Source organism: Caballeronia sp. LZ032 (genome assembly GCF_031451315.1).
Taxonomy (GTDB): domain Bacteria; phylum Pseudomonadota; class Gammaproteobacteria; order Burkholderiales; family Burkholderiaceae; genus Caballeronia.
This window is the reverse complement of record NZ_JARUXP010000001.1, coordinates 3316546-3341930: the sequence shown is the minus strand read 5'-3', so window position 1 is coordinate 3341930 and position 25385 is coordinate 3316546. Positions and strand designations below refer to the sequence as shown.

General features: G+C 57.5%; 17 protein-coding genes. 5 read left to right on the top strand and 12 right to left on the bottom strand.

Annotated elements, in window-relative coordinates; genetic code table 11:
• Positions 1-66: 66 nt before the first annotated feature.
• Complete coding sequence (locus QCE69_RS15645; protein WP_309931509.1) at positions 67-1587, bottom strand: transposase family protein; 1521 nt, start codon at positions 1585-1587, stop codon at positions 67-69.
• A complete protein-coding gene (locus QCE69_RS15640) occupies positions 1584-2354 on the bottom strand; it encodes a hypothetical protein (RefSeq protein ID WP_309931507.1) in 771 nt (256 codons plus the stop codon). The genes QCE69_RS15645 and QCE69_RS15640 overlap by 4 nt, the downstream gene beginning before the upstream one ends.
• 248 nt (positions 2355-2602) lie before the next feature.
• Here QCE69_RS15640 and QCE69_RS15635 point away from each other — a divergent pair, with 248 nt between their 5' ends.
• Positions 2603-2893 (top strand): DUF6471 domain-containing protein, encoded by a 291-nt coding sequence (locus QCE69_RS15635; protein ID WP_309931505.1) that lies wholly within the window; start codon positions 2603-2605, stop codon positions 2891-2893.
• 376 nt (positions 2894-3269) lie between these two features.
• Here the strand turns inward: QCE69_RS15635 and QCE69_RS15630 are convergent, their stop codons facing one another.
• From QCE69_RS15630 to QCE69_RS15600, 7 genes are all read right to left on the bottom strand, one after another.
• Entirely contained in the window at positions 3270-5009 is a 1740-nt protein-coding gene (locus tag QCE69_RS15630) for a hypothetical protein (RefSeq protein ID WP_309931504.1), read from the bottom strand.
• Between the two features lie 4 nt (positions 5010-5013).
• Positions 5014-7560 carry a hypothetical protein gene (locus QCE69_RS15625; protein WP_309931502.1) on the bottom strand — a complete coding sequence of 849 codons (2547 nt, stop codon included), beginning with the start codon at positions 7558-7560 and terminating at the stop codon, positions 5014-5016.
• Between the two features lie 466 nt (positions 7561-8026).
• Complete coding sequence (locus QCE69_RS15620) at positions 8027-8548, bottom strand: Pycsar system effector family protein (protein WP_309931501.1); 522 nt, start codon at positions 8546-8548, stop codon at positions 8027-8029.
• The gene (locus tag QCE69_RS15615) at positions 8541-9239 is read right to left on the bottom strand and encodes an adenylate/guanylate cyclase domain-containing protein (RefSeq protein ID WP_309931500.1); all 699 of its coding nucleotides are present in this window, start codon (positions 9237-9239) and stop codon (positions 8541-8543) included. Before QCE69_RS15615 ends, QCE69_RS15620 begins: the two co-directional genes overlap by 8 nt.
• A 40-nt stretch (positions 9240-9279) precedes the next feature.
• Positions 9280-10191 carry a TIR domain-containing protein gene (locus QCE69_RS15610; RefSeq protein ID WP_309931499.1) on the bottom strand — a complete coding sequence of 304 codons (912 nt, stop codon included), beginning with the start codon at positions 10189-10191 and terminating at the stop codon, positions 9280-9282.
• An 11-nt stretch (positions 10192-10202) separates the two neighbouring features.
• Positions 10203-11024, bottom strand: a complete 822-nt coding sequence (locus tag QCE69_RS15605) for an E2 domain-containing protein (protein ID WP_309931497.1) — start codon at positions 11022-11024, stop codon at positions 10203-10205.
• Positions 11025-11034: 10 nt separating this feature from the next.
• Positions 11035-12561, bottom strand: a complete 1527-nt coding sequence (locus QCE69_RS15600; RefSeq protein WP_309931495.1) for a transcriptional regulator — start codon at positions 12559-12561, stop codon at positions 11035-11037.
• 109 nt (positions 12562-12670) lie between these two features.
• On the opposite strand from QCE69_RS15600, the gene QCE69_RS15595 reads away from it, so the two are divergent.
• The 4 genes from QCE69_RS15595 (at position 12671) to QCE69_RS15580 (ending at position 19370) form a co-directional block, all read left to right on the top strand.
• Entirely contained in the window at positions 12671-13549 is an 879-nt protein-coding gene (locus QCE69_RS15595; RefSeq protein WP_309931493.1) for a WYL domain-containing protein, read from the top strand.
• Between the two features lie 117 nt (positions 13550-13666).
• The gene (hsdR, locus tag QCE69_RS15590; protein WP_309931667.1) at positions 13667-16105 is read left to right on the top strand and encodes an EcoAI/FtnUII family type I restriction enzme subunit R; all 2439 of its coding nucleotides are present in this window, start codon (positions 13667-13669) and stop codon (positions 16103-16105) included.
• Between the two features lie 107 nt (positions 16106-16212).
• Positions 16213-17682, top strand: a complete 1470-nt coding sequence (locus tag QCE69_RS15585; RefSeq protein WP_309931491.1) for a class I SAM-dependent DNA methyltransferase — start codon at positions 16213-16215, stop codon at positions 17680-17682.
• Positions 17679-19370 (top strand): restriction endonuclease subunit S, encoded by a 1692-nt coding sequence (locus tag QCE69_RS15580; RefSeq protein ID WP_309931490.1) that lies wholly within the window; start codon positions 17679-17681, stop codon positions 19368-19370. The genes QCE69_RS15585 and QCE69_RS15580 overlap by 4 nt, the downstream gene beginning before the upstream one ends.
• A gap of 367 nt (positions 19371-19737) precedes the next feature.
• Here QCE69_RS15580 and gyrB read toward each other — a convergent pair whose 3' ends face one another.
• The 3 genes from gyrB to dnaA form a co-directional block, all read right to left on the bottom strand.
• A complete protein-coding gene (gyrB, locus tag QCE69_RS15575; protein WP_309931489.1) occupies positions 19738-22221 on the bottom strand; it encodes a DNA topoisomerase (ATP-hydrolyzing) subunit B in 2484 nt (827 codons plus the stop codon).
• A gap of 114 nt (positions 22222-22335) precedes the next feature.
• Positions 22336-23439, bottom strand: a complete 1104-nt coding sequence (gene dnaN / locus QCE69_RS15570) for a DNA polymerase III subunit beta (RefSeq protein ID WP_309811212.1) — start codon at positions 23437-23439, stop codon at positions 22336-22338.
• Positions 23440-23713: 274 nt separating this feature from the next.
• Positions 23714-25288, bottom strand: coding sequence for a chromosomal replication initiator protein DnaA (dnaA, locus tag QCE69_RS15565; protein ID WP_309912842.1), 1575 nt, complete (start codon positions 25286-25288; stop codon positions 23714-23716).
• Between the last annotated feature and the right edge of the window lie 97 nt (positions 25289-25385).

Here is a 25385-nt window from a genome sequence, read left to right as displayed (position 1 = left end):
GGTGGGGAGAACTCTCCGGCGGCTACGCCGCCTCTGACTTCTCCCCACCGGCCAAAACCTTCGCCGCTACACCGGCCAAAATGATTGTCGCCCTCCAGAGATGCCCGTCTTCGCGCTCAACACGCATGGCTTGTGTTCGAATAGTGCAGCCATCCATTCGCGCCGCGGCGGCGGCATGGTGATGGGCTGTCCCAGTTCTTCAGTCTGATATGTCAGACGCTCACGCGGCGTCTTTCCCTTTATCGAGTCGACCAGCAATTCGTCCCAGCGCAGCCGGTCGAGGGGGCTGTTGACCCAGTCCTCATACAGCCACCTGACAATCCACTTCTCGAGCGCATCGATAGTCATCAACTCGTCGCCTAGCGCCTCCGGGTCACGCATCCCGTCTTTTCCTTCAAAGCGGGTACATCCCTGGAGACGTTGCAGTGCTTCCTTGAGCGACCGGTTCAGACGCTCGATGAATGGCTTGCCTTGTGCTTCCTTAGCTTTGCAATGCTTGACGTCCATTCCTAACCGCTCAAGGCGGACAATGCGCCCGCCCTTGGTCTCCGGGCCGTTGTCAAAAATTACCTGTGCTGGCGTGCCGTAAACGTTCAGCGCATGAGTAATACCGAGCGCCTTGAAGCGGGCTGCCTTGGCAGGCGTCAGGTACATCTCGAGGCACAACAGAGAGTCCATTTCGCGCGGCGAGCCAATGACCAGTCGCCAGCCCACCGGATAGCCCGTGCAGACATCAATTGCGAGGACCAGATAGACGGTCCGAGCGATTCCATGAGGCGTGGTTACAACGAATGGCAGGTGCACAGCATCCTGCTCAACACGGGCGAACGGAAATGCCGCCCGAATGCGATTTTTCGCGAACGATTTGCCTGCGACCCGTTTAAGTGGGTCCATCCGGTCGTAATCGGCGTCGGGCGTCAGGTCATCAATCCTGGCGCATACGAATTTACGGCTAATTGAGTGCGGGGCAACATGCAAGCCAAGGCGACGAGCTTCACGGTCGATGTAATTCGTCAGGTCGAGGACTGTCCACCTCGATTCCGTGACCAGAAACTGGTCCTTGATAACCTCGTGGACAAATTCGACAAGCTCTACTGAATACCTGGCTGTTCTATTGCCTTTATTTTCGTCGCCCTTGAGAACTGGCAGACCAAGCCGTTGATTATTGTGAGCCCTATACAGGGTAGCGCGCGACGGAAAGGGTCGGACCAGCAGTTGACCCACCCGCTCTTTTGCATAGGCATCGCGAGCGAGCGGAATGGCCGCATTAAACGACAGGCCGCGTTGCTGACGGATTTCATCAATGCGCCGTAGAACGTAAGTCAGAAGGCGTATGTGGTCATGCAATTCCGGATTGTCGTACTGGGCAGCAATGCTGACGCGCGGCATTCCCTTTCGATGCAGGACCAAAGCGCCTTCCGAAATCCGCGCGCGGATGTCGTCGTAGTCGACGTATTGGTCCGCACGCTTTTCTGCGTCGAAGAGGTGGATGGAGCCAGCATGCAAGCGGGCATCCAGCACCTCAAAGTAACTTTCAGGTTTGCCGGGCAGAGCCAGCTTGTCTCCGGCGCGCAGGTCGGCCATCATGGCCGCAGCTCCTCAATCAGACAGAGGTGGCTTAGGTCTCCATATGCGGCCGAGAGTTGAAGCGTGGCACAAATATGGTGATGCACGAGGTCGGCCTGCAACACACCCGTGGCGAGTAGTGGAGGAATCAGACCCGTCGGAATCTGAAGGTCGGCGCATAGCGCGCGCTGCAGCACGGGGCCGGGTTCGCAGTAGCGTTCGACCCGGCTGATGATGTCTGGCGTTAGGTAATCGCGGGCGCGCATTGCGGCAGGCTTTAACAATTGCGCGTTGACTACGACCGGATGCCGTTCATTCCTGGGCACAACTACGGTGAATAGCGGATAGCAGTACGCTTCCATAATTTCGCGCGCTCGCTCGACCTTGGCCCAGTACCGGTCGTCGCCCTCAAAGCCCTGAAGCTTGACCTCGTAAGCGCGCTGCAGACCGTCCGCCTGAACGGTTGCAAAGTCTGGCGTGTACTCTGCCTCCCCGGTGCGACTACCACGTAACCTACGCGCTTCCGACAGTTCCTCACTTGTGAACAGTAGCCGTCCAGCAACCAGGTCAACGGTGAACGGCTGCGGCCGGAAAGAGCGCACGCGCGGGTCGACGCACAGCATGTGCGCTACCAGGCGTTCAGGGTCGGCTTCAACGGTGATGTGTCCGTCGGCTTTTTCGGCATACGTGCCGATGCGGGCCTTGCCGTACGTCCGCGCCGTGAGTCGAACGCCGGCGTTCGCAGCACTCAGACGACTACGGACGCCATATGACGGTGCGCTTCTCATTTCGCACCTCCGACCGAAGCCTGCCGTCGGCAGTGCATCTGCCTAATGGCCCGGGATGCAGTTACGCTCCGTCGGGACGTCAAATTTGGTTGTAACGTTATTGTCAGCATTCTGTTCTCGCAAAAAAATGGCTTGCTGAGAACGTGTAGAGATACCGGCCCGCAGACCGGTCGTATACGACCGAAATTGGCTATGAGAAAATTCCAGCAGCAAAAAGGTGAAGGCTCGAATGACGTCGAGAGGGAACGATGGAAGAAACGCCTGACGACCGTGGCCGGCTGAAACTCGAGCCGTATGGCGAGTGGGAAGAAGAAGCAAAAGGACTGATAGAAGAGGAAATGGTGCGTCGGGGCATCCGCTACAAGCAACTTTCCCGACTGCTCGAAAAGCTGGGCGTCTACGAATCGCCCGACCAGCTCAACCGCAAAATCAATCGTAAGCGCTTCTCGGCAGCCTTCCTCATAGCTTGTCTGCGCGCCATGGGCGTGGAGACCATCGCGCTCTACCAGTTCAAACAGGAGCAGAATAGAAAGGTGTAGGCGACTGCTTACCGCCGTCGCCGAATTCGCCCGCAGCCAGACTCGTTTCATCGCCCGCTCCCGCTGTACCCTCTCATAAAATGGGGGCCTGACCTGGCGGGCGGTCAACGCGACTAATAAAGGCGCATTACTGGTACTGCGTGCCGGCATTGCACCGGCCTCGGTTTACCAACGTAGGCAATAGCAGGGGAATTTTCAAGCCTGCTTAAATCCCGCCGGCACCGGGGATTCACGCTTCTCGTCAGACCGCCGCGTGGTCGCGCGGGAGTTCAAGACCAAGGCTGCAGTCAAAAAGCACCAGAGGCTATCGACTATGACCGCACCTTTGGCACAGCGTCCAAACCGTTCAGTTGGCTCGCCTTGGACCCAGCCTCGTCTACACTGCCTCAACACAACTGAAGTCGGGAATGCCGCGCTCAAGGCGCTGCCGTCCGGCTCTCGTCAGCTCAAAGGTCTCACCCTCATCCGATGTCTCCACGAAACCGCACTGCGCCAGGAGAACTAGCGCCTGCCGTAACCGGTTGCGTGCAAGCCCCAAATCCACGCCGTGGAGCGCGCCTTTCGTAGTGACCCGCTCCATGCCATTTTCGCCAATAGTGAAAATGAAGCGGTTACGTCCGTCGCCCGACTGGATAGTCCGGTCACGCGCAACCGTGAAATGCAGCAGGACGACGTAGAACTGTACGATGTGAGCAAGGAACTCGGCCGGGCGCGCATCTTCGAAGCGCTCGAGAATGTCGCGCAACGCCTTGAACGAAAGCCGGTCCACGGGCGGCACCGTCTGTTGGACGTACGGATTCGAAAGAAGCTGCCGCGCCTCGAGTGCGCAATACACTAGCGCTTCATAGGCAGACACCAGCGCCGCGGATTCCTGGGGCGTACGCTGCTTGAAATTTGACACCTCGAGCAGCTTGCCGAGCACCTCCTCGATGCGCAGCGCCGGAACTCGAAGCCCCGCTTCGTAGAATGTTTCTGACTTGCCGCGCAGTTCTTCGAGATGGGCCACATAACTGCTCACCCGTGCGCGGTACGCTTCAGGCAATGCGCGCTCCATACGCTCGCCAAGGCCTTCGACGCACGCGACGATGTCGCGACGCGGACGTTCGTCCACCACGGCGTCATGAATCCAGCTCGCTACGTTGCGCGAGAGACTATCGAGTGCGAGTCGGGAAAGCTCTTTCAGGTGCACGGTCATCCACCATCCGTGAACCTCATCGAGCCCTTCAAGATTAACTGGCACGCCTTGGAGCGTCATGCCCCGCACCATCGTGTAGCGAATCGTGTCGACATCGAGACCACGTTGTCCTGGCTCGCGCAGACTGTTCTGCTCGGCGAGCAGCGCGCGCAAAACCAGCGTAATGCCATTGCATCGGTATGGCACCTTTGCGCCAGTCACATCTTCTATGCTTTCCGGATAGTAGGCTCTCGCAAACACCTGCCGCTCCTGCTGAGACGGTAATCGCATATCCAGCAGGTCGCCCATCTCTGCAACCTCGTCACGGCACGTTGTCACCTGGTTGAGATTAGCCAGCCAGTCATACCATTTCGAGCCTGAAATTGCGTCGTCATAGGCCTGCGCAAGTTTCGTCCCCACGTCGGTCAGGACATACGTCCCCCGGGCTGCGGGATTCGGATTGCCCTTGATGAAAGCAAGACCTCCCTCGAGACTTGGCCCGTACTGTACGGGAGTCAGGTAGTGCGCACCTGGGTCAGAGATTTCGGCATCAGGATTCGCCGCAAGCATGGCAGCGACTTTCTTGCTGGGAATTGCATCGAAACTCAGCGTCACTCGACTGTTATCCGGAGGGAAAAGCCGGTTCTTGCCCGCGAGTCCCTTGACGCCCTGCGCCACGTTGTACCAGGTCAGGAGCAGCTGCATTTTCTCCAGGCCCGTTTTCGACAGTGCAACCATGTCCGTCCCCGGCGTCGCCTTTCCCATCACCTCAATCCGGCGAATCATCCAGCAGAGCGCGGCATAGATACGCACGAACTCAACTACATTGTTGATGCCTGGAAACACCGAGCGGTAAAAGGCCTCTATTAAAGCGCCGGTGCCCAGTGCGTCAGCACCGTCGGTGTCGTCCACCATTCGCGTGTAATGCGGCGTTGTGAGCATCGGATTACCCCTTGTAGCGGCCTGCAAGGCCTTTTTTTGCGAGTTCAGCCTTGTCCAGCCCCATGAACAGCGCGCGTTGGCAGTTCGTGCACAACATCGCGCGCTGCGTGACGGTGTCGTTCAACTCGTCGGTTTTGATGGTATGGAAGCAACACGGGCATGCCGTTGATTTCGGGTGCAGATTGCCAAAAACCCTTCCCTGCTTATTCCCGCGGTGTTGCCGCACGGCCGACATGACCCTTTCGAACTCTCGGGGAATATATGGCTTCTCGGTGGGCTTGTTGACGATAATCTCAAGGAGGTCCTCGAGTTGCTGCGTCAGCGTCAGGCACAGGGCAATAACCCGGCCACTCGTTGCAACGCGTTCATGGTCCGCTTTCGGAACACGTTCGAACCATCGGGAGTGGAGCGCCATGTGCGCAAGTTCTTCGATTTCTTCCTCTGGCACCGCACGGCCGGCCACCCGTTGAAGCGCTTCCTTGACCGCCTGAAGCGACGAGTCTTGATGGTAGTGCGCCGCGCAACAAGCCATTGCACAAAAAAACGGCAGCAACTTCTCTCGGTTCTGCGCGCTATAGTCGAATTTCGAATAGCGCGTCAGCCAGCCGTCAATGACCAGCAACTCCGAAAGCACACTCGGGTCCGTCTTACGCGGCTGATTGTGTGACAGCGCGCGCCTGAGCGCCGCACAGCCCGACAGCTCTACAATCATCGGCACGATGGCGGATTGGGCGTCCAGCTCAAGCACGCGAGGCAGGCTCGCGATGAACTTCTGCAGCAACGCATTGCCCGCCTCTTCAACCTGCGCGCGACCGGCTTCTTCGTCCTCATTGTCGTAGTCGTCGTCATACTCGGCGCGGTCGCTCATGAGGAGCTTCAATCGCGGCGTGCCGGCCGCCGCAGCGTCTTTCGGCTTGCTCTCTTTGCGCGCATCGTGAGCAGCCGTGTCGCCTATCGGCAGCTCGCTCGTCAGGTCTGAATTCACCCAGTGCAGCGCGGCTTCGAGCGATACTCGCGTAACGGACGCAGATGCGCCCAATTGCGTCAGGTCTTCGAACCCGCGCCGCCACTCCTCGTAGCTCATGGTTTTGCGAGGGATGCCAGTCGCCCCATCCGGCGCGTCGTCCTTGGTACGCCCTTCCGGCGAGGCTTGCTCACGCCGTTTCGAGCCAAGCGTCTGCACGTAGGAAATAATCGCGTCCATGTCGGCGAGATTAAGTTCGCACACACGCATGCGGTTGGCCGCACGGAGCAGTTTGCGCTCCGCATCATTTGCCGTGAGCTGAAGCTCGACATTCAGCCAGCCTGATGCCGTCATCTCCTCGCCCGTCAATACCAGGCACAACGCGCGCGTGTTCTCGAGGTCGTCATGCACGAGAACATCGAACGCACCCTCTTCGGTAAGCCATAGGGCAGGGATAGTCTTGAGACAAGCTTCACCTTCCCAGATGGCCAGGGCGACATTCATCGCGCCCGGCGCCGGCGTAACCGTTCCTACGATGTGCTGTGACGCACGCCACGTAGCCTGAACAGCCGGATTGCGCGTCGTGAGCGACATCGACCTGAAATCACACGGCACGTAAGCCGTGGGTTCGATGGCTGTCCAGGTGAAGGGCGACTCACTGAGACGGCGCACCAGTGCCGCTTCGACGTTGGTAGTGCTCTCGAGGCTCTGGGAAGTCGCATTGACCGAACCCGTCATGACCAGCACACCGTCTCCGCCCTGCAATTCAAAGCACTTCGCATGCGGGAACCGGTAGCTATCCCAGGTTTCGGCGACAACATATTCGACCGGCTCGTAAAAACAGGTCGACCATTCCTCAAACGGCGCATGCGTCGTGACACGGCTGATACCGACTCGCATGCTGGACGCTCGGACGGCGGCTGCCAGGTTCTGTATGGGCTCGCCGGAGGGTGAGTGATACGGAGCGAGCACCGTCAGCGTCTCAGGTCGCGAAAGGCGGTCTGCCAGCGCGGCAAACTGGTCAGCGGCGGCTTGGGTCATCGTGTGGATGAGCCAGCACGTACGCGCGTATTCGTCGATGTCGCCTGCCGCAGCGCGCAACACTTGCGCACGGCGCTCGTAGGTGCGCAGAATCGCGGCATTCTCCGGTGCAAAATCATATTTGCCGAGTAGTGCATTGACGAATTCGGCGAACTCGCCGAAGACGGCTGGCTCTTGATACGACGACACCGCGTCAATCACTTCCAGGTTCTTGCCATGCCCGGCGAGCGTCAGGTTCGCGCTCGACACTACGAGATGGTCGTGCTCAATACCCTGCATGTACACAAGCTTCGGATGGAACACGGCCGAACCTTGCATGCTGACGGGAATGACGCGATAAGCATTGCCCGCGTGCAGGCAGGTCGCCTCCTCTGTGGACTTGCAAGCTTCGGTTGCGTCGACCAGAACGTCAATCTGTTCGCATCCGACGTTGCGCAGTGCGGGCAGGACAAATGTCTCGAACCAGCTGACGCTGAAAGTGTAGGTGGTGAACAGCGCGCGACGAGGCCTAGCCTCGTTGATGAGCGACAAAAGTGTCTTCTGCATGTACCCCGTCCTTCAGAAGACGCGCCGGGTCGCGCGTCGATTAGCCTCGTTGCTTGCGTATTCATGTGCCTGAAAGCACTATTTTTTCTGGCTGCCGTTATCGCGTCGCGCGCTCGGCGCGAACAACCGGTATTCGCCATATCGGCACTTTGAGTTTGAACTCAAGGACGGCGAGCTCAAAAATCGTGAGCAACGCCGGCGGTATCAGGTCGAACCGCAAATCTCTGTGGTTTTTCTGACTTTCATCGCACCTGCCGCGCTGCGCGGGCGGTGATGCTACCTTTGCTGGAGTACGAAGCGGGCTTTACGGACTGGACTAATACCGCCAACGCGAGTCTTACCCGTAATCCGAAATTTGACGGCACCTCTCGAGCAGGTCACGAATCGCTACTGTCTGATTGTTCTCATTTACAACTTGGATAGCCTGACGTCGACATGTGGGAAAAACTGGCGTCGGCGGGCAACACTATACGAGCTTCATAGAGAGGACCAGCGCAATCAACCATGGGGGGACGCCCAATAGAGCTGCAATCATCGCGCGTCGAACCCATATATGCTTTTCACAGGCTATTTGTGCGTTGCGATGAATCTGCATTGAGCAGTCGCGAAGAATTTCGGCATCGGTCGCATCTCTAAGGGCATCGGCGTAACGCCAGTTATCGTGGGCCGCGATACGACCAAAGAAAATGAGAGACTCATTTGGTCCGGCGACTCTTGGTATCACGGCCATAGCCGCGCACACAAGTGCGACAATCACCAAGAGGGCGGCACTTGCTGTCGTCGCGTAAGCCCATGGCGACTTGACTGCGGCAGCGCCGAACGCAGCCGCGAGTCCGCCCAGCATGGCAATACCCATTGTTGTCACAACGCCAACCTTAATTTCAGCGGCCGCTATCCAGCCGAGATTTCGCTCGAGCACCCACTGGGAGAAGAGGAGGCGAGTCCTGTTTTGCTCGGCGGTTGGGTTATTGGAGTCAACGTCAAGCAATTGCCCACCTCCAGTTAGAGCGATAAATAATGCGGTCATCGAAGCCGTTACAGCGAACAGCTTCCCACATGTCCCGGCCGTCAGCGGACACCTTCAATGCCGGCTGCAAGGCCTTGAAAACATCTTCTGAGATATAGCTTGAATGCGAGTGTGGCAGTGACGACAATTTTGCGGCGTGATTCGCGGCGCGCCCAACCCAAACGAGGTCGTTTGCTCCACGCACTCCGGTCTTGGCCACAAACAGGCTGCTAGTGTCTATGCCGACCACGTGGTTCAATTTGAACGTCGTACCCTCATACTGCTTCACGAGTGCCGGAGCAATGACTTCTCGGCGAGCCCAGTGAATTTTCATTGCTGTGCGGGCCGCGCGGGTATTCTTCAACTCGCCGATAAATACAGCCATTACCCGGTCGCCGTCGTACGCGGTAATCTCACCGCCCTCCGAGCGAATTATCTTCGCGGCGCAAGCGAGGAATGACTTGTAAATCTCCGCAGCGAAAAATGGACGGAAGTTATCAACAAGATGCGTCGAGTCCGCCATGTCCGCATATAAGACGGTCGCGTCTATCTTGACCGCATCGTTGCCGAGCCGCACCGAGGTGTCTTGTGGAATCTGCCTGCCTTCACGCTCAGTCCACTTCTGAAAAAAGACGTCGTGGACAGTCTCTTGAAGATGCTGTCTGAGGCTCATGGTCGAATTGCTCTGTAGTGGCGAAGGTGGCAGCGAAGGACTACCTGAAGACACCGAGTTCATTGATGAGCGACCGCAGTCGGTTGCATGCTGGTCCCATCGCCGCCGCCAGTCCTTTCCCGTCCGCATATTTGTACGGTATCGTTGTAATCCCCGACAGGTCCGTCGGCAAAGAGACTTCTTCGCCTCTCGGTTCCATCAGGATGGCGCGTTCGCGACCCAGTCTGCCCATAAAAAAACCCAGTTCGAAAATCACATTGTCACGCGGCACGGCACGGTCTTCTCCGCGCATCTTTGTGACATCGTCCGGTTGTACGATAGCAATCGCGAAGTCGCTGACATCTAGTTCCGCCTCAAGCGACTCGATGGGATAGCGGGACGCTTTGAAGACATCATGGGTCCACAGCGTTACGTTATAGTCGTCGTATTCAAAGGCATTCTCGACTGCCCGCGCAATGGGAAGGGCCTCGACCGATGAGATGACAAATATCCGAATCTTTTCCCGTGCTTCCGCAACCAACCGATTGCGCTGAAGCAAGCGGCGCGACAACTCTTTGGCAATCCAGCGCCAGATGTCTGGATAAGCCTTACCGAGAGAGACGAGCTGCGGTTCCGTCAGTTTGCCAACGACGCCGCCATCGACGGAAATGACACTTGCGGACCGAAGCTGGAATGGCAAAAGCGCAGCCATCTCGCCTACATGGTCTCCTGCCGAGCGCTGAGCCACCTTCTTCCCATTAACGGAAACATCGAAGGTTCCTCCGAGCAGGAAATACATATCGTTATCGTCGGCGCCCTGCTCGATAAGCGCGTCGCCAGCCTTGATGTCAACGAGTTCGAGGAGGTCGGCCAGGTCTGTCGCGAGTTGTTCGTTACCGGCAACGGTGCGCTGTTCGCGCAGAGCTTCTATAAGGCGGCGACGGCCAGCTTCGCCTTCAAATCGTTCTTTCATGTTTGTCCAAATCAAGTCAGCAGCTCAGCGCGTTCCGGCTCTGCAGCGGTATCGACATTCTTTCGCAATGGGCAATCGTCGCAAGTGCCACAGCACGTGGCGTCCGTGAAGACATCCCAGAACGCGGCTTCGGCTTCCTTCCATTCGAGCATTGAAGTCGCGAATCGAGCAGCTTGCAAAGCATGGTCGCCACATGAGCGAAACTTGTTGCGGCGCGCTATTTTTTTCCGTGCGCAAATGCACGGCTGCTGTTTGTTGGTGATGCGCCCCATTTTTCTCCAGACCGTGTAGATATGGACGCCGTCGAGGTACACGCGAAGAGTCGGGCCATTAGGATGGGGCACTTTGGGCCCTGCCTTCACCAGCAGGCGATTTTCTTGCAGCGCTTCCGACATGGGTCGACCTAGCGCTGCCGCGGCCGTTTCTGCTTCGTTCTGATGATGCGCAGCCGAGCCGTGCGCCCATCCATCTCCGGGCCAGCGCCGCAACTTTGCGACGCGTTCCTGCAGCAAAAGAAACTCGCGCAGTGTCTGCCACCACCGATGCGCTGCCGCGGTATCAGCAACTCCCATTGCGTCATGTTCCTGCCAGTACAGGCAGAAAGACCCGTTGCTATTTATGTGTCGCTCAGGGCAAAACGCGGGTAGCCGAGAGGGGGTCTTTTCTCTTGCGAACACATCGTCGCCGTTTTGATAGGCGACGATGTCGTAGCTAACCACGCGCCCATCGGCACGATGGATGTTTACCGTCAGTTCGACTTCGCTCGGAGCCAAGTGCGTAACTGTCGCCGAATAGTCGGCGGCCACGTCGGCGACGAAGCTAAGTGCAGACATGAGGGAGAACTCAACCTTTCGTGTGCGGGCGAACGGAACGTTCAGCTGGGCGGGGAGCCGCAGGCGTACTTGTGTATGCCGCCCGTTTCGCTGCTTCGCCGGTATCGTCTCCCTTGTCTGCAAGAGCTTCGACCGCTTCGTTATAGTCGAGGTTCTTGCGCTTCCGCGTACTGCCGAACAGCTTGCGAACCGCGTCTGACGCGACTTCATAGGCCTCGGGGCCGAGGGCCGTCTCCACCCCGTTGCAGCGCATTTGCTGTGCTTCAGAGGCAAGAACGCCGCGGCTCACGGAACAACGTACACGGTCACCGTGGATTCCGAGTCTCGTAAGTGTCATCGGGCCATATTCGAAACCGATGCTAAGACCAAGGTTCCCAGTTTCGTAACCAGCGTCTGTGAGTTTCTCAAGCGCGAGGTCAAAACTGCTTCGGAGTGCACCGGCCAGCAGCGTGGCGTTCCCTACCGTCGCTTTTTCGTCAGTTGTTTGCGCGGTTCCTTCACAAATCAGCCCATGAATGCAGTCGCCGATGAAGCGCACCCGGCGCCCTTTGAAATCGCTGGTCAGGACGCGTTCAAGCTCAGCCCGAACAACGTGCAAGACGCGAACGACATCGCCAGTGTTGTCATCAATATGGTCGCTCACGTATCGCGTGAACCCATCAATGTCGGCGTAGATGCTGATGGACTCCTGGCGTCGCGAGTTTTTCGGCGTGAGCTTGACAATGTCGATGTCACAGAAAGGCGGAGTGTGCCGACTAAATTCGAATGCCCCAATCGGATTGTTGTCGAGGTCCTCACGCCATTCTTCGACAATCTTGTCCGACGTGACTTCCAGCGCAGCGGCCTCTTCGCACTCTTCGATTTCCTGCCGGGTCAATCGTGTCGTCTTCGGCTCTTCGACCTCTGGCAGGTCAAGTGCTCGTCGGGCTTCGTTTGTCAAATAGATGCCTTCGGCCGAACCACCGCCAGCAAGTTTCGCGGCATGGTTCGCTGGGTCGCCCAAGAAGAGCGGCTCACGGTACCCGTTCCGCCCGTTGTTGACGGCGAGCGACTTGCCACTGTCGATACCGACGCGGACACGTGCCGCGGGAATCTTGTCCTCGTCGTCGCCCGTTTCTTTCAGCACGTCGATAATCAGTTGAGCGATGGCCACAGCACGGCGGACACGCTTGGCTTCGGCGTCGGTCTCGGTGTTATACGGCTTGGTGACGAGAGAATGCAACCGCTGATTGTGGAAGTCGACCCGGCGCGCGTCGACGCGGCTCACGATGCGGCTGACAGCCCGATAATGAAGGTTCAAGAACTGCAGCGTGCGTTTGTGGCAAGTCTCACCCTCCGTGACCGTAGAGTTCAGCATGTCGTCAAGGTTGATGATGTCCGCATAAAGATGCACTCCATCAACCCGATAGGCCTTGTTCGTCGGGATGTTTTCGAGCGCCAGTTCGCGAACATAGTCCGCAACGACGACGTTTTTGACGTCATCAATCTTGGCTTTGATGTGTTTCTCCGCGCGGTCGTAATTCCAGGTGCCTGCCATTTCCAATCTCCGTTCAAGATGAGACCCGTATGGACAGGTACTGCGCAGACGGGTATAGTTTTAATATACATACAGTAACTTTTCCCGTCAAGTTTCTATATCCATCAAGATGACCGATGCAACACCAAAGATGAGATGGGGGACAGAACGTCGCCTCGAATTTATCGAATTCCGCGTTTTCTGGGACGGTGGCGTCAACCGGAGCGATTTGACAGAGCGATTTGGGGTGTCGGTCCCACAGGCGTCAACCGACCTCAGCCTCTATCAGAAGCTCGCGCCAGACAATCTGGCCTATGACGCCAGCGAAAAACGATACACGGCATCGCCGGCTTTCGCGCCGCAGTTCCTAAATCCGAGTGCAGATGCTTATCTCGCTCAACTTCGGTCGGTGGCGGAAGGGCTTATTGACCCAACGGACACGTGGCTACAACGCGTGCCGTCCATAGACGCAATGCCGATTCCAATGCGACGCATTGAGCCAGCGGTGCTGCAAAGCATGCTCGAGGTGATGCGAAGCGGGCGCTCAATCGAGATTAACTACCTATCGATGAGCGTGTCGCGAACAGGAGAGATGTGGCGAAGGATTACGCCGCACGCCTTCGGATTTGACGGCGTGCGTTGGCACGCAAGAGCGTTCTGTCACATCGATAAGCGATTTAAGGACTTTGTACTGTCAAGGTGCAGTGCGACCCGTGAGCCGGGGCCCGCGGGTGCACGTCCGGAGGTCGACCGGGACTGGAACGACCATTTTGAGGTTCAACTTATTCCAAATCCAAACCTCGGCGCCGCCCAGCAGCGTACCGTCGCGTTCGATTACGCAATGAATGAGGATGGCATCAGACTGTCCGTGCGTCGGGCGCTCCTGTACTACTTCTATAGGCGCCTTGGGCTCGACTACATAACTCTCGATGCCGACCCCAATCGCAGTCCAGTGGTGGTCGCAAATCGCGACGAATTGATGGAGGCTCTCGGCTTTAATGTCAAGTAGACTCGCGACTCACGAGAGCGAAACCGAGTGGACGATGACGCGGTGGCCCGCTTCTGTCGCCAGCCGCTCATCCAGTACAATCAAAAACTCATAGAAAGCCACGCAATGGTTCGGGTTATGGACAAGAAAAAGCTATCCGAGAGGGATATTTGCACCAAGTTCATTACCCCCGCCATGGAGGCCGTCGGTTGGGATAAGCAGCGTCAACTGCGTGAAGAGGTCAACCTCACGGCGGGTCGCGTGGTTGTGCGTGGAAACAAAGGCGCACGCGATACCAAAACCATTCGCCGAGCCGATTACGTACTGTACTTCAAACCAGACCAGCCTTTGGCTGTGGTTGAAGCCAAAGACAACAAACACTCGGTTCGCGACGGCATTCAGCAGGCACTGGACTATGCCGCAATGCTCGACGTGCCATTTGCCTTCTCCAGCAATGGAGACGGCTTTCTCTTTCACGACAAAACACTCACCGATGGTGTGTTAGAACGAGAAATCAGTCTGGCTGATTTTCCTTCTCCCGAGGACCTCTGGCACCGCTACTTGTCTTGGAAAGGCATCAGTGACGAGCAGGCAGCAGTTTACGCACAGGATTACCACGCTGGCCGCTCTGCGCGTTATTACCAGGTTAATGCGATTAACCGCTCGGTTGAAGCGGTGGTCAAAGGCCAGAAACGTATATTGCTGGTTATGGCGACAGGTACAGGAAAGACCTACACCGCTTTCCAGATTATCTGGCGTTTGTGGAAGTCACATACAGCCAAGCGGATTTTGTTTTTGGCTGACCGCAATATTCTGGTCGACCAGACGATGGTCAACGACTTTAAACCCTTCAAGGGTGCGATGGCGAAACTCAGCGTCAACCAGAAGGGCGTCGAGAAGGTCGATGGTTCGGGCCAGAAGACGACTGAGTTGGTCGAACTGGGCATCAACACGCAAACCAAAAAAGTCGACAAATCCTACGAGATTTACCTCTCGCTCTACCAAGCGGTCACGGGGACAGAAGAAGAGCGCAACATCTATAAGCAATTTAGTCCTGATTTTTTTGATTTGGTCGTAATTGACGAGTGTCACCGTGGCAGTGCAGCGGAAGATTCGGCGTGGCGCGAAATTCTGGATTACTTTGGCAGCGCCGTTCATCTTGGGCTGACCGCCACGCCGAAAGAAACCAACGAAGTTTCGAACATAACTTACTTTGGCGAACCTGTTTACACCTATTCGCTCAAGCAGGGCATTGAAGATGGTTTCCTCGCGCCCTATAAGGTGATTCGCGTGGATTTGGACAAAGACTTGGGCTGGCGGCCTACCGCTGGCAAAGTCGATGCCAAAGGGCAGGTCATCGAAGACCGCATCTACAACCAGAAAGACATGAACAAGTCGCTCGTATTGACCCAACGCGACGATGCAGTTGCCAATCGCATTACCGAGCTGTTGCATGCCACTGGGCGCATGAGCAAAACAATTGTGTTCTGCGAAGACATCGACCACGCCAGTCGCATGCGACTGGCGCTGAGTAATGCCAATGCTGATTTGGCCAGCGCCAACCCGAAATACGTTATGCAAATCACGGGGGACAATGCCGAAGGTAAAATGGAGCTGGATAACTTCATCGACCCGAAGCGTGCTTATCCCGTCATTGCGACCACCAGCCGGCTGATGACTACAGGTGTCGACGCGCAGACCTGCAAACTTATCGTACTGGACCGTACCATCAACAGCATGACCGAATTCAAGCAGATTATCGGTCGCGGTACGCGGATTAACGATGACTACGGCAAGCTGTGGTTTACCATTCTGGACTTCAAAAAAGCGACCGAAAACTTTGCCGACCCCGCGTTCGATGGTGAACCCGTCGTGATTTATGCGCCAGAAGGCGATGCACCTGTCACGCCGCCGGAAGATAACGACGCGCCCCCTACCGATGAATATGGCATGCCCGTGAACGAACCTACTGGCATCGACGGCGGCTCAGGCGGCAATACCGGGCAGGGAGGCGGGACGCGCGTCAAGTACCTAATCAATGACGTGCCCGTCTACGTGGCCAATGAGCGCGTCCAGTTCATGGGGCCGGACGGCAAGCTGATTACTGAATCCTTGAAAGACTACACCCGCATCCAGCTCAAGAAGCGGTTTGTCTCGCTCGATGCGTTTTTACAGACCTGGACTGATGCCGACAAGAAGCAAGCCATTGTCGAGACCTTGGAGACACAGGGTGTGTTTTTTGACGAACTGGCCAAAGAAACGGGCAAAGACCTTGACCCGTTTGACCTAGTTTGCCACATCGCCTTTGGCCAAAAACCATTGACCCGCCGCGACCGCGCTGACAATGTCAAAAAGAAGAACTATTTTGCCCAGTACGGTGACACTGCCCGCAAGGTGCTGGACATGCTTCTCGACAAATACGCCGACGAAGGTATCGCCAATATCGAGCAAACCGAGGTGTTGCGGACGCCAGACTTTGCGCCACTTGGTTCGCCCGTTGAGCTGATTAAGTCGTTTGGCGGCAAGCCTCAATACCAAGCTGCACTGCGAAAACTGGAGCTCGCCTTGTACCAATGACGGAATAAACCCGGCCTTGGAAGGCTGTCAGCACAGTACCGAAATTTTCATTTTCAGACCTTCAGAGCGGAACACATTCCGCTCTCGCTCTGCTTTACGAGATACCCGTGACCATCAGTACAACCCTCATCAAATCCATCCAGGACATCATGCGCCAAGACGCGGGCATTGATGGCGACGCACAGCGTATATCCCAGTTGTCCTGGCTGTTCTTTCTCAAAATCTTCGACGACCAAGAGATTGAAATCGAGATGATGCGCGATGAGTACGTCTCGCCAATTCCCGAACAACTGCGCTGGCGCAACTGGGCGGCGGATGCCGAGGGCATTACCGGCGACGCGTTGCTGGGCTTTGTGAATAACGACCTGTTTGGCGCGCTTAAAGGGCTGAACGCCGATGCTGTGCTGAACGCCCGTGCATTCGTCGTGCAGTCGGTGTTTGAAGACGCCTTCAACTATATGAAGTCGGGTCAATTGCTTCGTCAGGTCATCAACAAAATCAACGAAATCGATTTCAACAACCAGCAAGACCGTCACCTGTTTAACGACCTGTACGAAAAAATCCTTAAAGACCTGCAAAACGCGGGCAATGCGGGTGAGTTTTACACGCCCCGTGCAGTCACGCAGTTCATGGTTGATATGGTCAGCCCGCAACTGAGCGAAAAAATCCTGGACCCTGCCTGCGGTACTGGCGGTTTTCTCGCCTGTGCGATTGAGCATTTGCGCACGCAGGTTAAATCGGTCGAAGACGAGAGCCTCTTGCAGCGGGCCATACACGGCGTCGAAAAGAAACAGATGCCCCATCTGCTTTGCGTCACCAATATGTTGCTGCACGGTATCGAAATCCCGGTTCAGATTCGCCACGACAACACTTTGGCCAAGCCGCTGGTGAGTTACGGCCCGCGCGATATGGTCGATGTAATTCTCACCAACCCACCCTTTGGCGGCACCGAAGAGCCGGGTATCGAATCCAACTTCCCTGCCGATGTCCGCACCAAGGAAACCGCCGACTTGTTCCTTGTGCTGATTACCGAGCTGCTCAAGCACAACGGTCGCGCCGCCGTCGTGCTGCCCGATGGCACGCTGTTTGGTGAAGGCGTGAAAACGCGCATCAAAGAAAGGCTCCTGTCCGAGTGCAATCTGCACACCATCGTGCGCCTGCCCAATGGCGTGTTTGCGCCGTACACCGGCATCAAGACCAATTTGCTGTTTTTCACCAAAGGCCAACCGACCAAGGACATCTGGTACTACGAGCACCAATACCCGGCGGGCTATAAAAGCTACAGCAAAACCAAGCCGATTCGCATTGACGAATTTGACGTTGAAAAAGCGTGGTGGGGTAGCGAAGCCGACGGCTTTGCCAGCCGCGTGGAAAACGAATTCGCATGGAAAGTCAGTATCGACAACATCCGCGCCAAGGGTTTCAACCTCGACCAGAAAAATCCACACGTCGGCGTAGTGATTAGCCACGACCCCGACGAACTGTTGGCGCAATATCAAGCTCAGCAGGCCGATGCGCAGACCATTCGCGACCAGCTTAAAGCTATTCTTGCCGCCGCGCTGGAGGGCAAGGCATGAAATTGACAGAAGGCTTTAACCTGCTTGCCACCGCCCCCGATGGCATCAAGCGCCTGCGTGAGCTGATTCTAAGTTTGGCCGTACAAGGCAAGCTTGTTCCACAAGACCCCAGCGACGAACCCGCCAGCGAATTGCTCAGGCATATCCGCGCCGAAAAAGGCCTGCTGATTGCTGAGGGAAAAATCAAAAAAGATAAACCACTGCTGGCGATTGGCGACGAAGAAAAACCGTTTGATGTGCCGCAGGGGTGGGAATGGGTGCGCATGCCCCAAATCGCAGAGAATCGCTTGGGAAAGATGCTAGATAAAGCAAAGAATACTGGGTCGGCATTTCCATATTTGCGCAATACGAACGTGCAATGGCGTCGATTTGTTCTTGACGACATCAAAGAGATTTATCTCGAAACGCATGAATTAGAAGAATTTAGGCTGCGGCTTGGTGATTTATTAATTTGCGAAGGTGGCGAGCCAGGCCGTTGTGCCATTTGGCGTGATGAGGTAGATGAAATGTATTTTCAAAAAGCATTACATCGTGTTCGAACGATTGGCGGAGTGTTGCCAGAATTTATTGTCCACTGCTTAGAAAATGATGCCTTTAGTGGGCGACTAAACGAATACTTTACTGGTGCGACAATTAAGCATTTTGCAGGTCAGGAACTTAATCGATATGCAATTCCATTGCCGCCCCTTGCCGAGCAAGCCCGCATCGTCGCCAAAGTCGAAGAGCTGATGGCGCTGTGTGACGCACTGGAAACGCGCGGCAAGCTGGAGGCCGAGCAACACACCCGCCTTACCGCCACGATATTCGACGCGCTCGCCGCGAGCGAATCGGCACATCAATTGCGGGAAAACTGGGCGCGGCTAGCCAGTAACTTCGACCTCATCCTCGACCGTCCCGAAGCGGTCGATGCGCTAGAACAAACCTCGCTCCAACTCGCTGTGCGCGGCCTGCTCGTTGAACAAGACGCGAACGACGAACCAGCCAGCGAACTGCTCAAGCAAATCCGTATTGAGAAAGACCGGCTGATTGCCGAGGGAAAAATCAAAAAAGACAAACCGCTCCCGGCTATCAGCGACGACGAAAAACCGTTCGAACTGCCGCATGGGTGGGAGTGGGTGAGGTTGGGGGAGCTGACTTCCGTAATTACAAGTGGCTCACGAGATTGGTCGCAGCACTACGCAAATGAAGGGCCCATTTTTGTGCGGATGGGTAACCTATCTCGTGGTTCTTACAAATTGCGTCTTGATAATATCCAGCGAGTCAAGCCACCGGAGGGAGGTGAAGGTACTCGTACCAGCCTTGAAGCTGGAGATATACTCATTTCAATAACTGGTGAAGTAGGTATGCTCGGTTTAATTCCAGAAGGGTTTGGTGAGGCGTACATTAATCAGCACACTTGTATGCTTCGTCTTTTTGATTCACTGCAAGGCGAATTTTTCCCTATGCTGCTTTTGTCAGAATTTGCCCAATTGCAATTCAATTCTCCCCAGCGTGGAATTAAGAACAGCTTCCGTCTTTCTGACGTAAGTGGGTTACTTGCTATTCTTCCACCTTTAGCCGAACAAGCCCGCATCGTCAACCGCGTCGCGGTGCTACGTGCCCTCTGCTCCAGCTTGCGCGAGCGCCTCGCCACCGGCCAGAAAATTCAGACCCATTTAGCCGAAGCCTTGGTCGAAAATGCAGCCTAGTGGTCAAAACAGCCAGATTCAAAGCTGGATTGTGAGTGGACTGCTGCCGGTTTCGTGGACACTTATTGTTAAAGGTTGTGGACTGGCCCGCGTGAAGCTGGCAATCCGGGCTTTGACGACGAAACCGGATTTGGTTTATAGGGCGCAGTCATCAACACATAACAACCGCCAAGTGAACGATAACCTTCGCTTAAGAATTACCGGGTAGCGTGAAAGAGAAGAGGCCGTCTTGGAAAGCTGGCCCTCTTCTCTTCGCTGGCCATGTATGTCGGGCAACATAGAACCAAGCTATTAAAGTGCTGCATCCATAAATATCTCGGTAGATGCTTCCCAACATCTCAGCTTATGGTTCCCGCTACACTACCCCTCAAACATCAATATTCCCCGCCCTCAACGCATTGCTCTCGATGAAAGCCCGGCGCGGCTCCACATCATCCCCCATGAGCGTGGTAAAGATCCCGTCCGCGGCGATCGCATCCTCGATCTGCACGCGCAACAACCGCCGCACATTCGGATCCATCGTCGTTTCCCACAGCTGCTCGGGGTTCATCTCACCGAGCCCCTTATACCGCTGCTTCGAAACATTCCTTTCAGCATCCGCGATCAACCACTTCATCGCGCTCTTGAAGTCCGTCACAGCCATCGACCGCTCACCGCGCTTGATCAACGCACCCTCGCCGATCAAGCCCTTGAACGTATCCGCCGTCGACACGAGCTGCTTGTAGTCCGCCGTCAACTGAAGGTCTTCATCGATCACCGAGACCTTCACATTCCCATGATGACGCCGCTTGATATGCAGCGACCGCAGCTCGCGCACCTGATCGTAGGCCGTCTCGACGCTGACTTCCGGCTTCAACGGATCCGCCCGCAAGCGCGCCTCCAGCCGCTTCGCCGAATCCTCCGCCGCCTCTTGCGACGACAGATCGATCACGACGCCATCCATCACCGACTCGAGCGACGCCGAATCGTAGATCCGGCTCAGCCGATCGACCACCGCCTGCGCCAGCAGATAAGCTCGCGCCAGTTCCCCAAGCGCATCGCCTGCGATGGCATCGGCGCCTTCGGCCGGGATCAGTTCCGAACCCTGCAAGGCAAGCTTCAGCATGTGCTGATTCAGCTCGTGCGCGTCCTTCATGTACCGCTCGTCCTTGCCCGCCTTGATCTTGTACAGCGGCGGCTGCGCGATATAGATGAACCCGCGCTCGACGATCTCCGGCATCTGCCGGTAGAAGAAAGTCAGCAGCAGCGTGCGGATGTGCGCGCCGTCCACGTCCGCATCGGTCATGATGATGATGCGGTGATAGCGCAGCTTGTCCAGGTTGTAATCGTCCTTGCCGATACCGCACCCAAGCGCCGTCACCAGCGTCACGATCTGCTCCGAAGAGATCAGCTTGTCGAAGCGCGCCTTCTCGACATTCAGCACCTTGCCGCGCAACGGCAGGATCGCCTGGAACTTGCGGTCACGTCCCTGCTTCGCCGAGCCGCCCGCCGAGTCACCCTCGACGATATAAATCTCCGACTTCGCCGGATCCTTCTCCTGGCAATCGGCCAGCTTGCCCGGCAGCCCGATGCCGTCGAGCACGCCCTTGCGGCGCGTCATCTCGCGCGCCTTGCGGGCCGCATCGCGGGCACGCGCGGCATCGACGATCTTGCTCGTGATGATCTTCGCGTCGTTCGGCGTTTCCTGCAGATAGTCCTCGAGCGCCTTCGCGACGACTTCCTCCACCGGCGCGCGCACTTCGGACGACACCAGCTTGTCCTTGGTCTGCGAGCTGAACTTCGGCTCGGGCACCTTCACCGAAAGCACGCACGACAAACCTTCGCGCATGTCGTCGCCGGTCGTCTCGACCTTGGCCTTCTTGGCGATCTCGTTATCGACGATGTACTTGTTGATGACCCGCGTCATCGCCGCGCGCAGGCCGGTAAGGTGCGTGCCGCCGTCGCGCTGCGGAATGTTGTTGGTGAAGCAGAGCACGCTTTCGTTGAAGCTGTCGTTCCACTGCATCGCCACTTCGACGGTCACGTTTTCGCGCTCGCCCACCGCATGAAACACGTTCGGGTGCAGCACCTGCTTCGCCTTGTTGATGTACTCGACAAAGCCCTTCACGCCGCCGCCGAACGCGAAATCGTCTTCCTTGCCCGTGCGCTGATCCGTCAAGCGGATGCGCACGCCGTTGTTCAGGAACGAAAGCTCGCGCATGCGCTTGGCGAGAATGTCGTAGTGAAACTCGACATTGCCGAAGATGGTCGCATCCGCGAGAAAATGCACTTCGGTGCCGCGGTTCTCGGTATCGCCGACCACCGGCATCGGCGAATACTGCACGCCGTTTTCCTCGACGATCTCGCGGTTCTGCACGAAGCCGCGCGCGAACTCCATGAAGTGCTTCTTGCCGTCGCGGCGCACCGTGAGGCGCAGCCATTCGGACAGCGCGTTCACGCACGACACGCCCACGCCGTGCAGGCCGCCCGACACCTTGTAGCTGTTCTGGTCGAACTTGCCGCCCGCGTGCAGTTCCGTCATGACGATCTCGGCGGCGCTGCGCTTCGGATCGTGCTTGTCGTCGCGCTTCAGGCCGGTCGGCACGCCGCGGCCGTTGTCGGTCACGGAAATCGAATTGTCCGCATGGATCACGACGTGAATGTCGTCGCAATAGCCGGCGAGCGCTTCGTCGATGGAGTTGTCCAGCACTTCGAAAACGAGGTGATGCAGACCGGTGCCATCCGACGTATCGCCGATATACATGCCCGGCCGCTTGCGCACCGCCTCCAGACCCTCGAGGATCTGAATGGACGAGGCGCCGTAGCTGTTGTCGGGCGTGTTGTCGGGTTGCGAATTTGTGTTTTCAGTCATGGAATTTTCCGGTTCTGCTTCACTGCCTGGGTTACCGCTCGAACTTTTCTGAACACCATTAAAAACGCCAAAGGGGCGCGCCGCCCCTTGGAGTGTTCACCGTGAATGCGCGGGTCAGATGCGCATCGGCATCACCACGTACTTGAATTCCTCGTTCTCGGGAATCGTGATGAGCGCGCTGGAATTGGCGTCGCCGAGGCTGACCGTCAGCGTGTCGACCTTCAGGTTCGCGAGCACGTCGAGCAGATACGTGACGTTGAAACCGATGTCGACGGTGTCGCCCTGATACGCGATCTCCAGTTCTTCCTGCGCCTCTTCCTGGTCGGCGTTCGTGGACATGATCTTGAGCTGGCCCGGCTCGACGAGACAGCGCACGCCCTTGAACTTGTCGGAGGTCAGGATGGCCGCGCGCTGCAGCGAGCGCTGGAGTTCTTCACGGCCGATTTCGAAGGTGTTCTTGTGCGACTTCGGGATCACGCGCTGGAAGTCCGGGAACTTGCCCTCGACCAGCTTCGACACCAGTTCCACCTGGCCGAAGCTGAACTTCACCTGCGTGGCGGCGATGTCGATCTTCAGATCGTCGTCGATGTCTTCCAGCAGGCGCTGGAGTTCGAGAATGGTCTTGCGCGGAATGATGACTTCCTGGCGCGGGAACGAACCTTCGATCTTCATCGACGAGAACGCGAGACGGTGACCGTCCGTTGCGACCGCCATCAGCTGGTCACCATCCACCACCAGCAACATGCCGTTCAGGTAGTAGCGGATGTCCTGCTGGGCCATCGCGAAATAGACCATGCCGAGCAGCTGGCGGAACGTCTTCTGCGGAACCGAAAGGCTCGCGCCGAAGTCAGTAGCCTGGTTGACGGTCGGGAATTCGTCGGCGGCGAGGGTCTGCAGCGCGAAACGGCTCTTGCCGGAGCGCACGGTCAGGCGCTTGTCCGAAAGGTCGAGCACGACTTCACCGGAAGGCATGGCGCGCAGGATGTCCAGCAGCTTGCGCGCGGCGACCGTGGTGGCGACCTGGTCGCTGCCGACGCCGAAGTCGGCGCGGGTCGTGATCTGGAGTTCGAGGTCGGTCGAAAGGAACGACACGTCGGCGCCGTTCTTGGTGATCAGCAGATTGGCGAGGATCGGCAACGTGTGGCGGCGTTCTACGATTCCGCTCACGGTTTGCAGCGGCCTTAGAAGATTATCTCGTTCGGTCTTGACCAGTTGCATAGAGTTCCTTCGTTGATGTATCGGCCCGTCCGCCGGTTTCGCCACTACTGGGTATGCCACCCTGACCGACGGACAACCTCGTAACCCGCGTTGCCGGCCCCCCGCCGGTCACTCGCGACAGCTTTGCGCCAAGCCGCCCAGGCCATGAGCGGCGAAACCTGTATTGTGCCTCAAAACGGCAGCGCTCCCTAAAAATGGGGGCCGTTTCGTCAAAAAACAGGCCCGCGCACGCAATATCTGACGCGTACGCCCGCAGCGCTCCGTCAGTCGGCCGCTAGCCCTTCAAGGTCTGTTCGAGCACGTGCAGTTCGTGGTTCAACTGCGCGTCGGTGCTGCGCTCGGACCCGATCTTGCGCACGGCGTGCAGCACCGTCGTGTGATCGCGGCCGCCGAACAATTCGCCGATCTCGGGCAGGCTTTTCTGCGTCAGTTCCTTCGCGAGATACATCGCGATCTGGCGCGGGCGGGCAATGTTAGCCGGCCTTTTTTTCGAATACATGTCGGCGACCTTGATGTTGTAGAAGTCGGCCACCGTTTTCTGGATGTTCTCCACCGAGATCTGGCGGTTCTGTACCGTCAGCAGGTCCTTCAGCGCTTCCTTGGTCAGTTCGATGGTGATGTCGCGTCCATGGAACTTCGAATACGCGAGGATCTTGCGCAGCGCGCCTTCGAGTTCGCGCACGTTCGAGCGCAGATGCTTGGCCACGAAGAACGCCACGTCCTCCGACAAACTCACGCCTTCCGACAGCGCCTTGCGCATCAAGATGGCGACGCGCATTTCCAGCTCGGGCGGCTCGATTGCCACCGTCAGGCCGGAGTCGAAGCGCGAGATCAGACGATCGTCGATGCCGGAGATTTCCTTCGGATACGTATCGCTCGTGATGATGACCTGCGCCTTGTTGGCGACCAGCGCCTCGAACGCGTAGAAGAACTCTTCCTGGGTGCGCGACTTGCCGGAAAAGAACTGAATATCGTCGATCAGCAGCAGGTCGAGCGAGTGGTAATAGCGCTTGAAGTCATCGAACGCCTTGCGCTGATAGGCCTTCACGACGTCCGAAACGTACTGTTCCGCGTGGATGTAGCGGATCCGGGCGCCGGCCTTGTCCATCAGCAACTGGTTGCCGATCGCGTGGATCAAGTGCGTCTTGCCGAGACCCACGCCGCCATACAGGAACAGCGGGTTGTACGAGATGCCGGGATTGTCCGCGACCTGGATGGCCGCCGCGCGCGCGAGCTGGTTCGCCTTGCCGGTCACGAAGTTGTCGAAGGTCAGCACCGGATTGAGCTTCGAACGCTCGTAGGCGGAATCGTTTTCACCGCCGGCCGGCGGAGCGCCGCCCGGACGCCACGTGCGACGGCCCGCGGCGGCTTCGTTGGCATCGAGGCTCGGAAGGTCGAGGTCGGCCGGATCTTCGGGCGTTGCCTGGGCGTGCTGGGCGGCTTCGGCAGCGAGCGCGTTGATGTGCGCGGCCGCGTTGGCGTGCGCGACGACCGACGGCGCGGGCGGCACGGCCGCGGCCGGCGCCGGTGCGCGCGGCGCGGCGGGCGCGCTCGGCCGCGGTGCGGCGTTCGGACCGCCGCCAATGGCGTTGCGCGCGGTGGCCTTCGGGTCGAGGACGAACTGGACGTCGATGGGCGCGCTGAAGAAATCGCGCGCGACGTCGGTGATGCGTCCGGCGAACTGGCTTTTCACCCAGTCGAGCTTGAAACGATTGGGAGCGGCGATGCGCAAAATGTGCGCATCGGCATCGAATTCGACCGGGGTCAGCGGCTTGATCCACGTGACGTACTGCTGCGGCGTCAGTTCCCGGGCCAGCAGTGCGGAACAGTGTTCCCAGAAATCGTTCATCGAATGCGGTCGTTTTGGTTGCTCCGCGCACCTGACGGCCGTGCTTGCCGAACGTTCGTCCGTTGACGGCAAGTCCCGGCACAGCCGAGCAGACGTG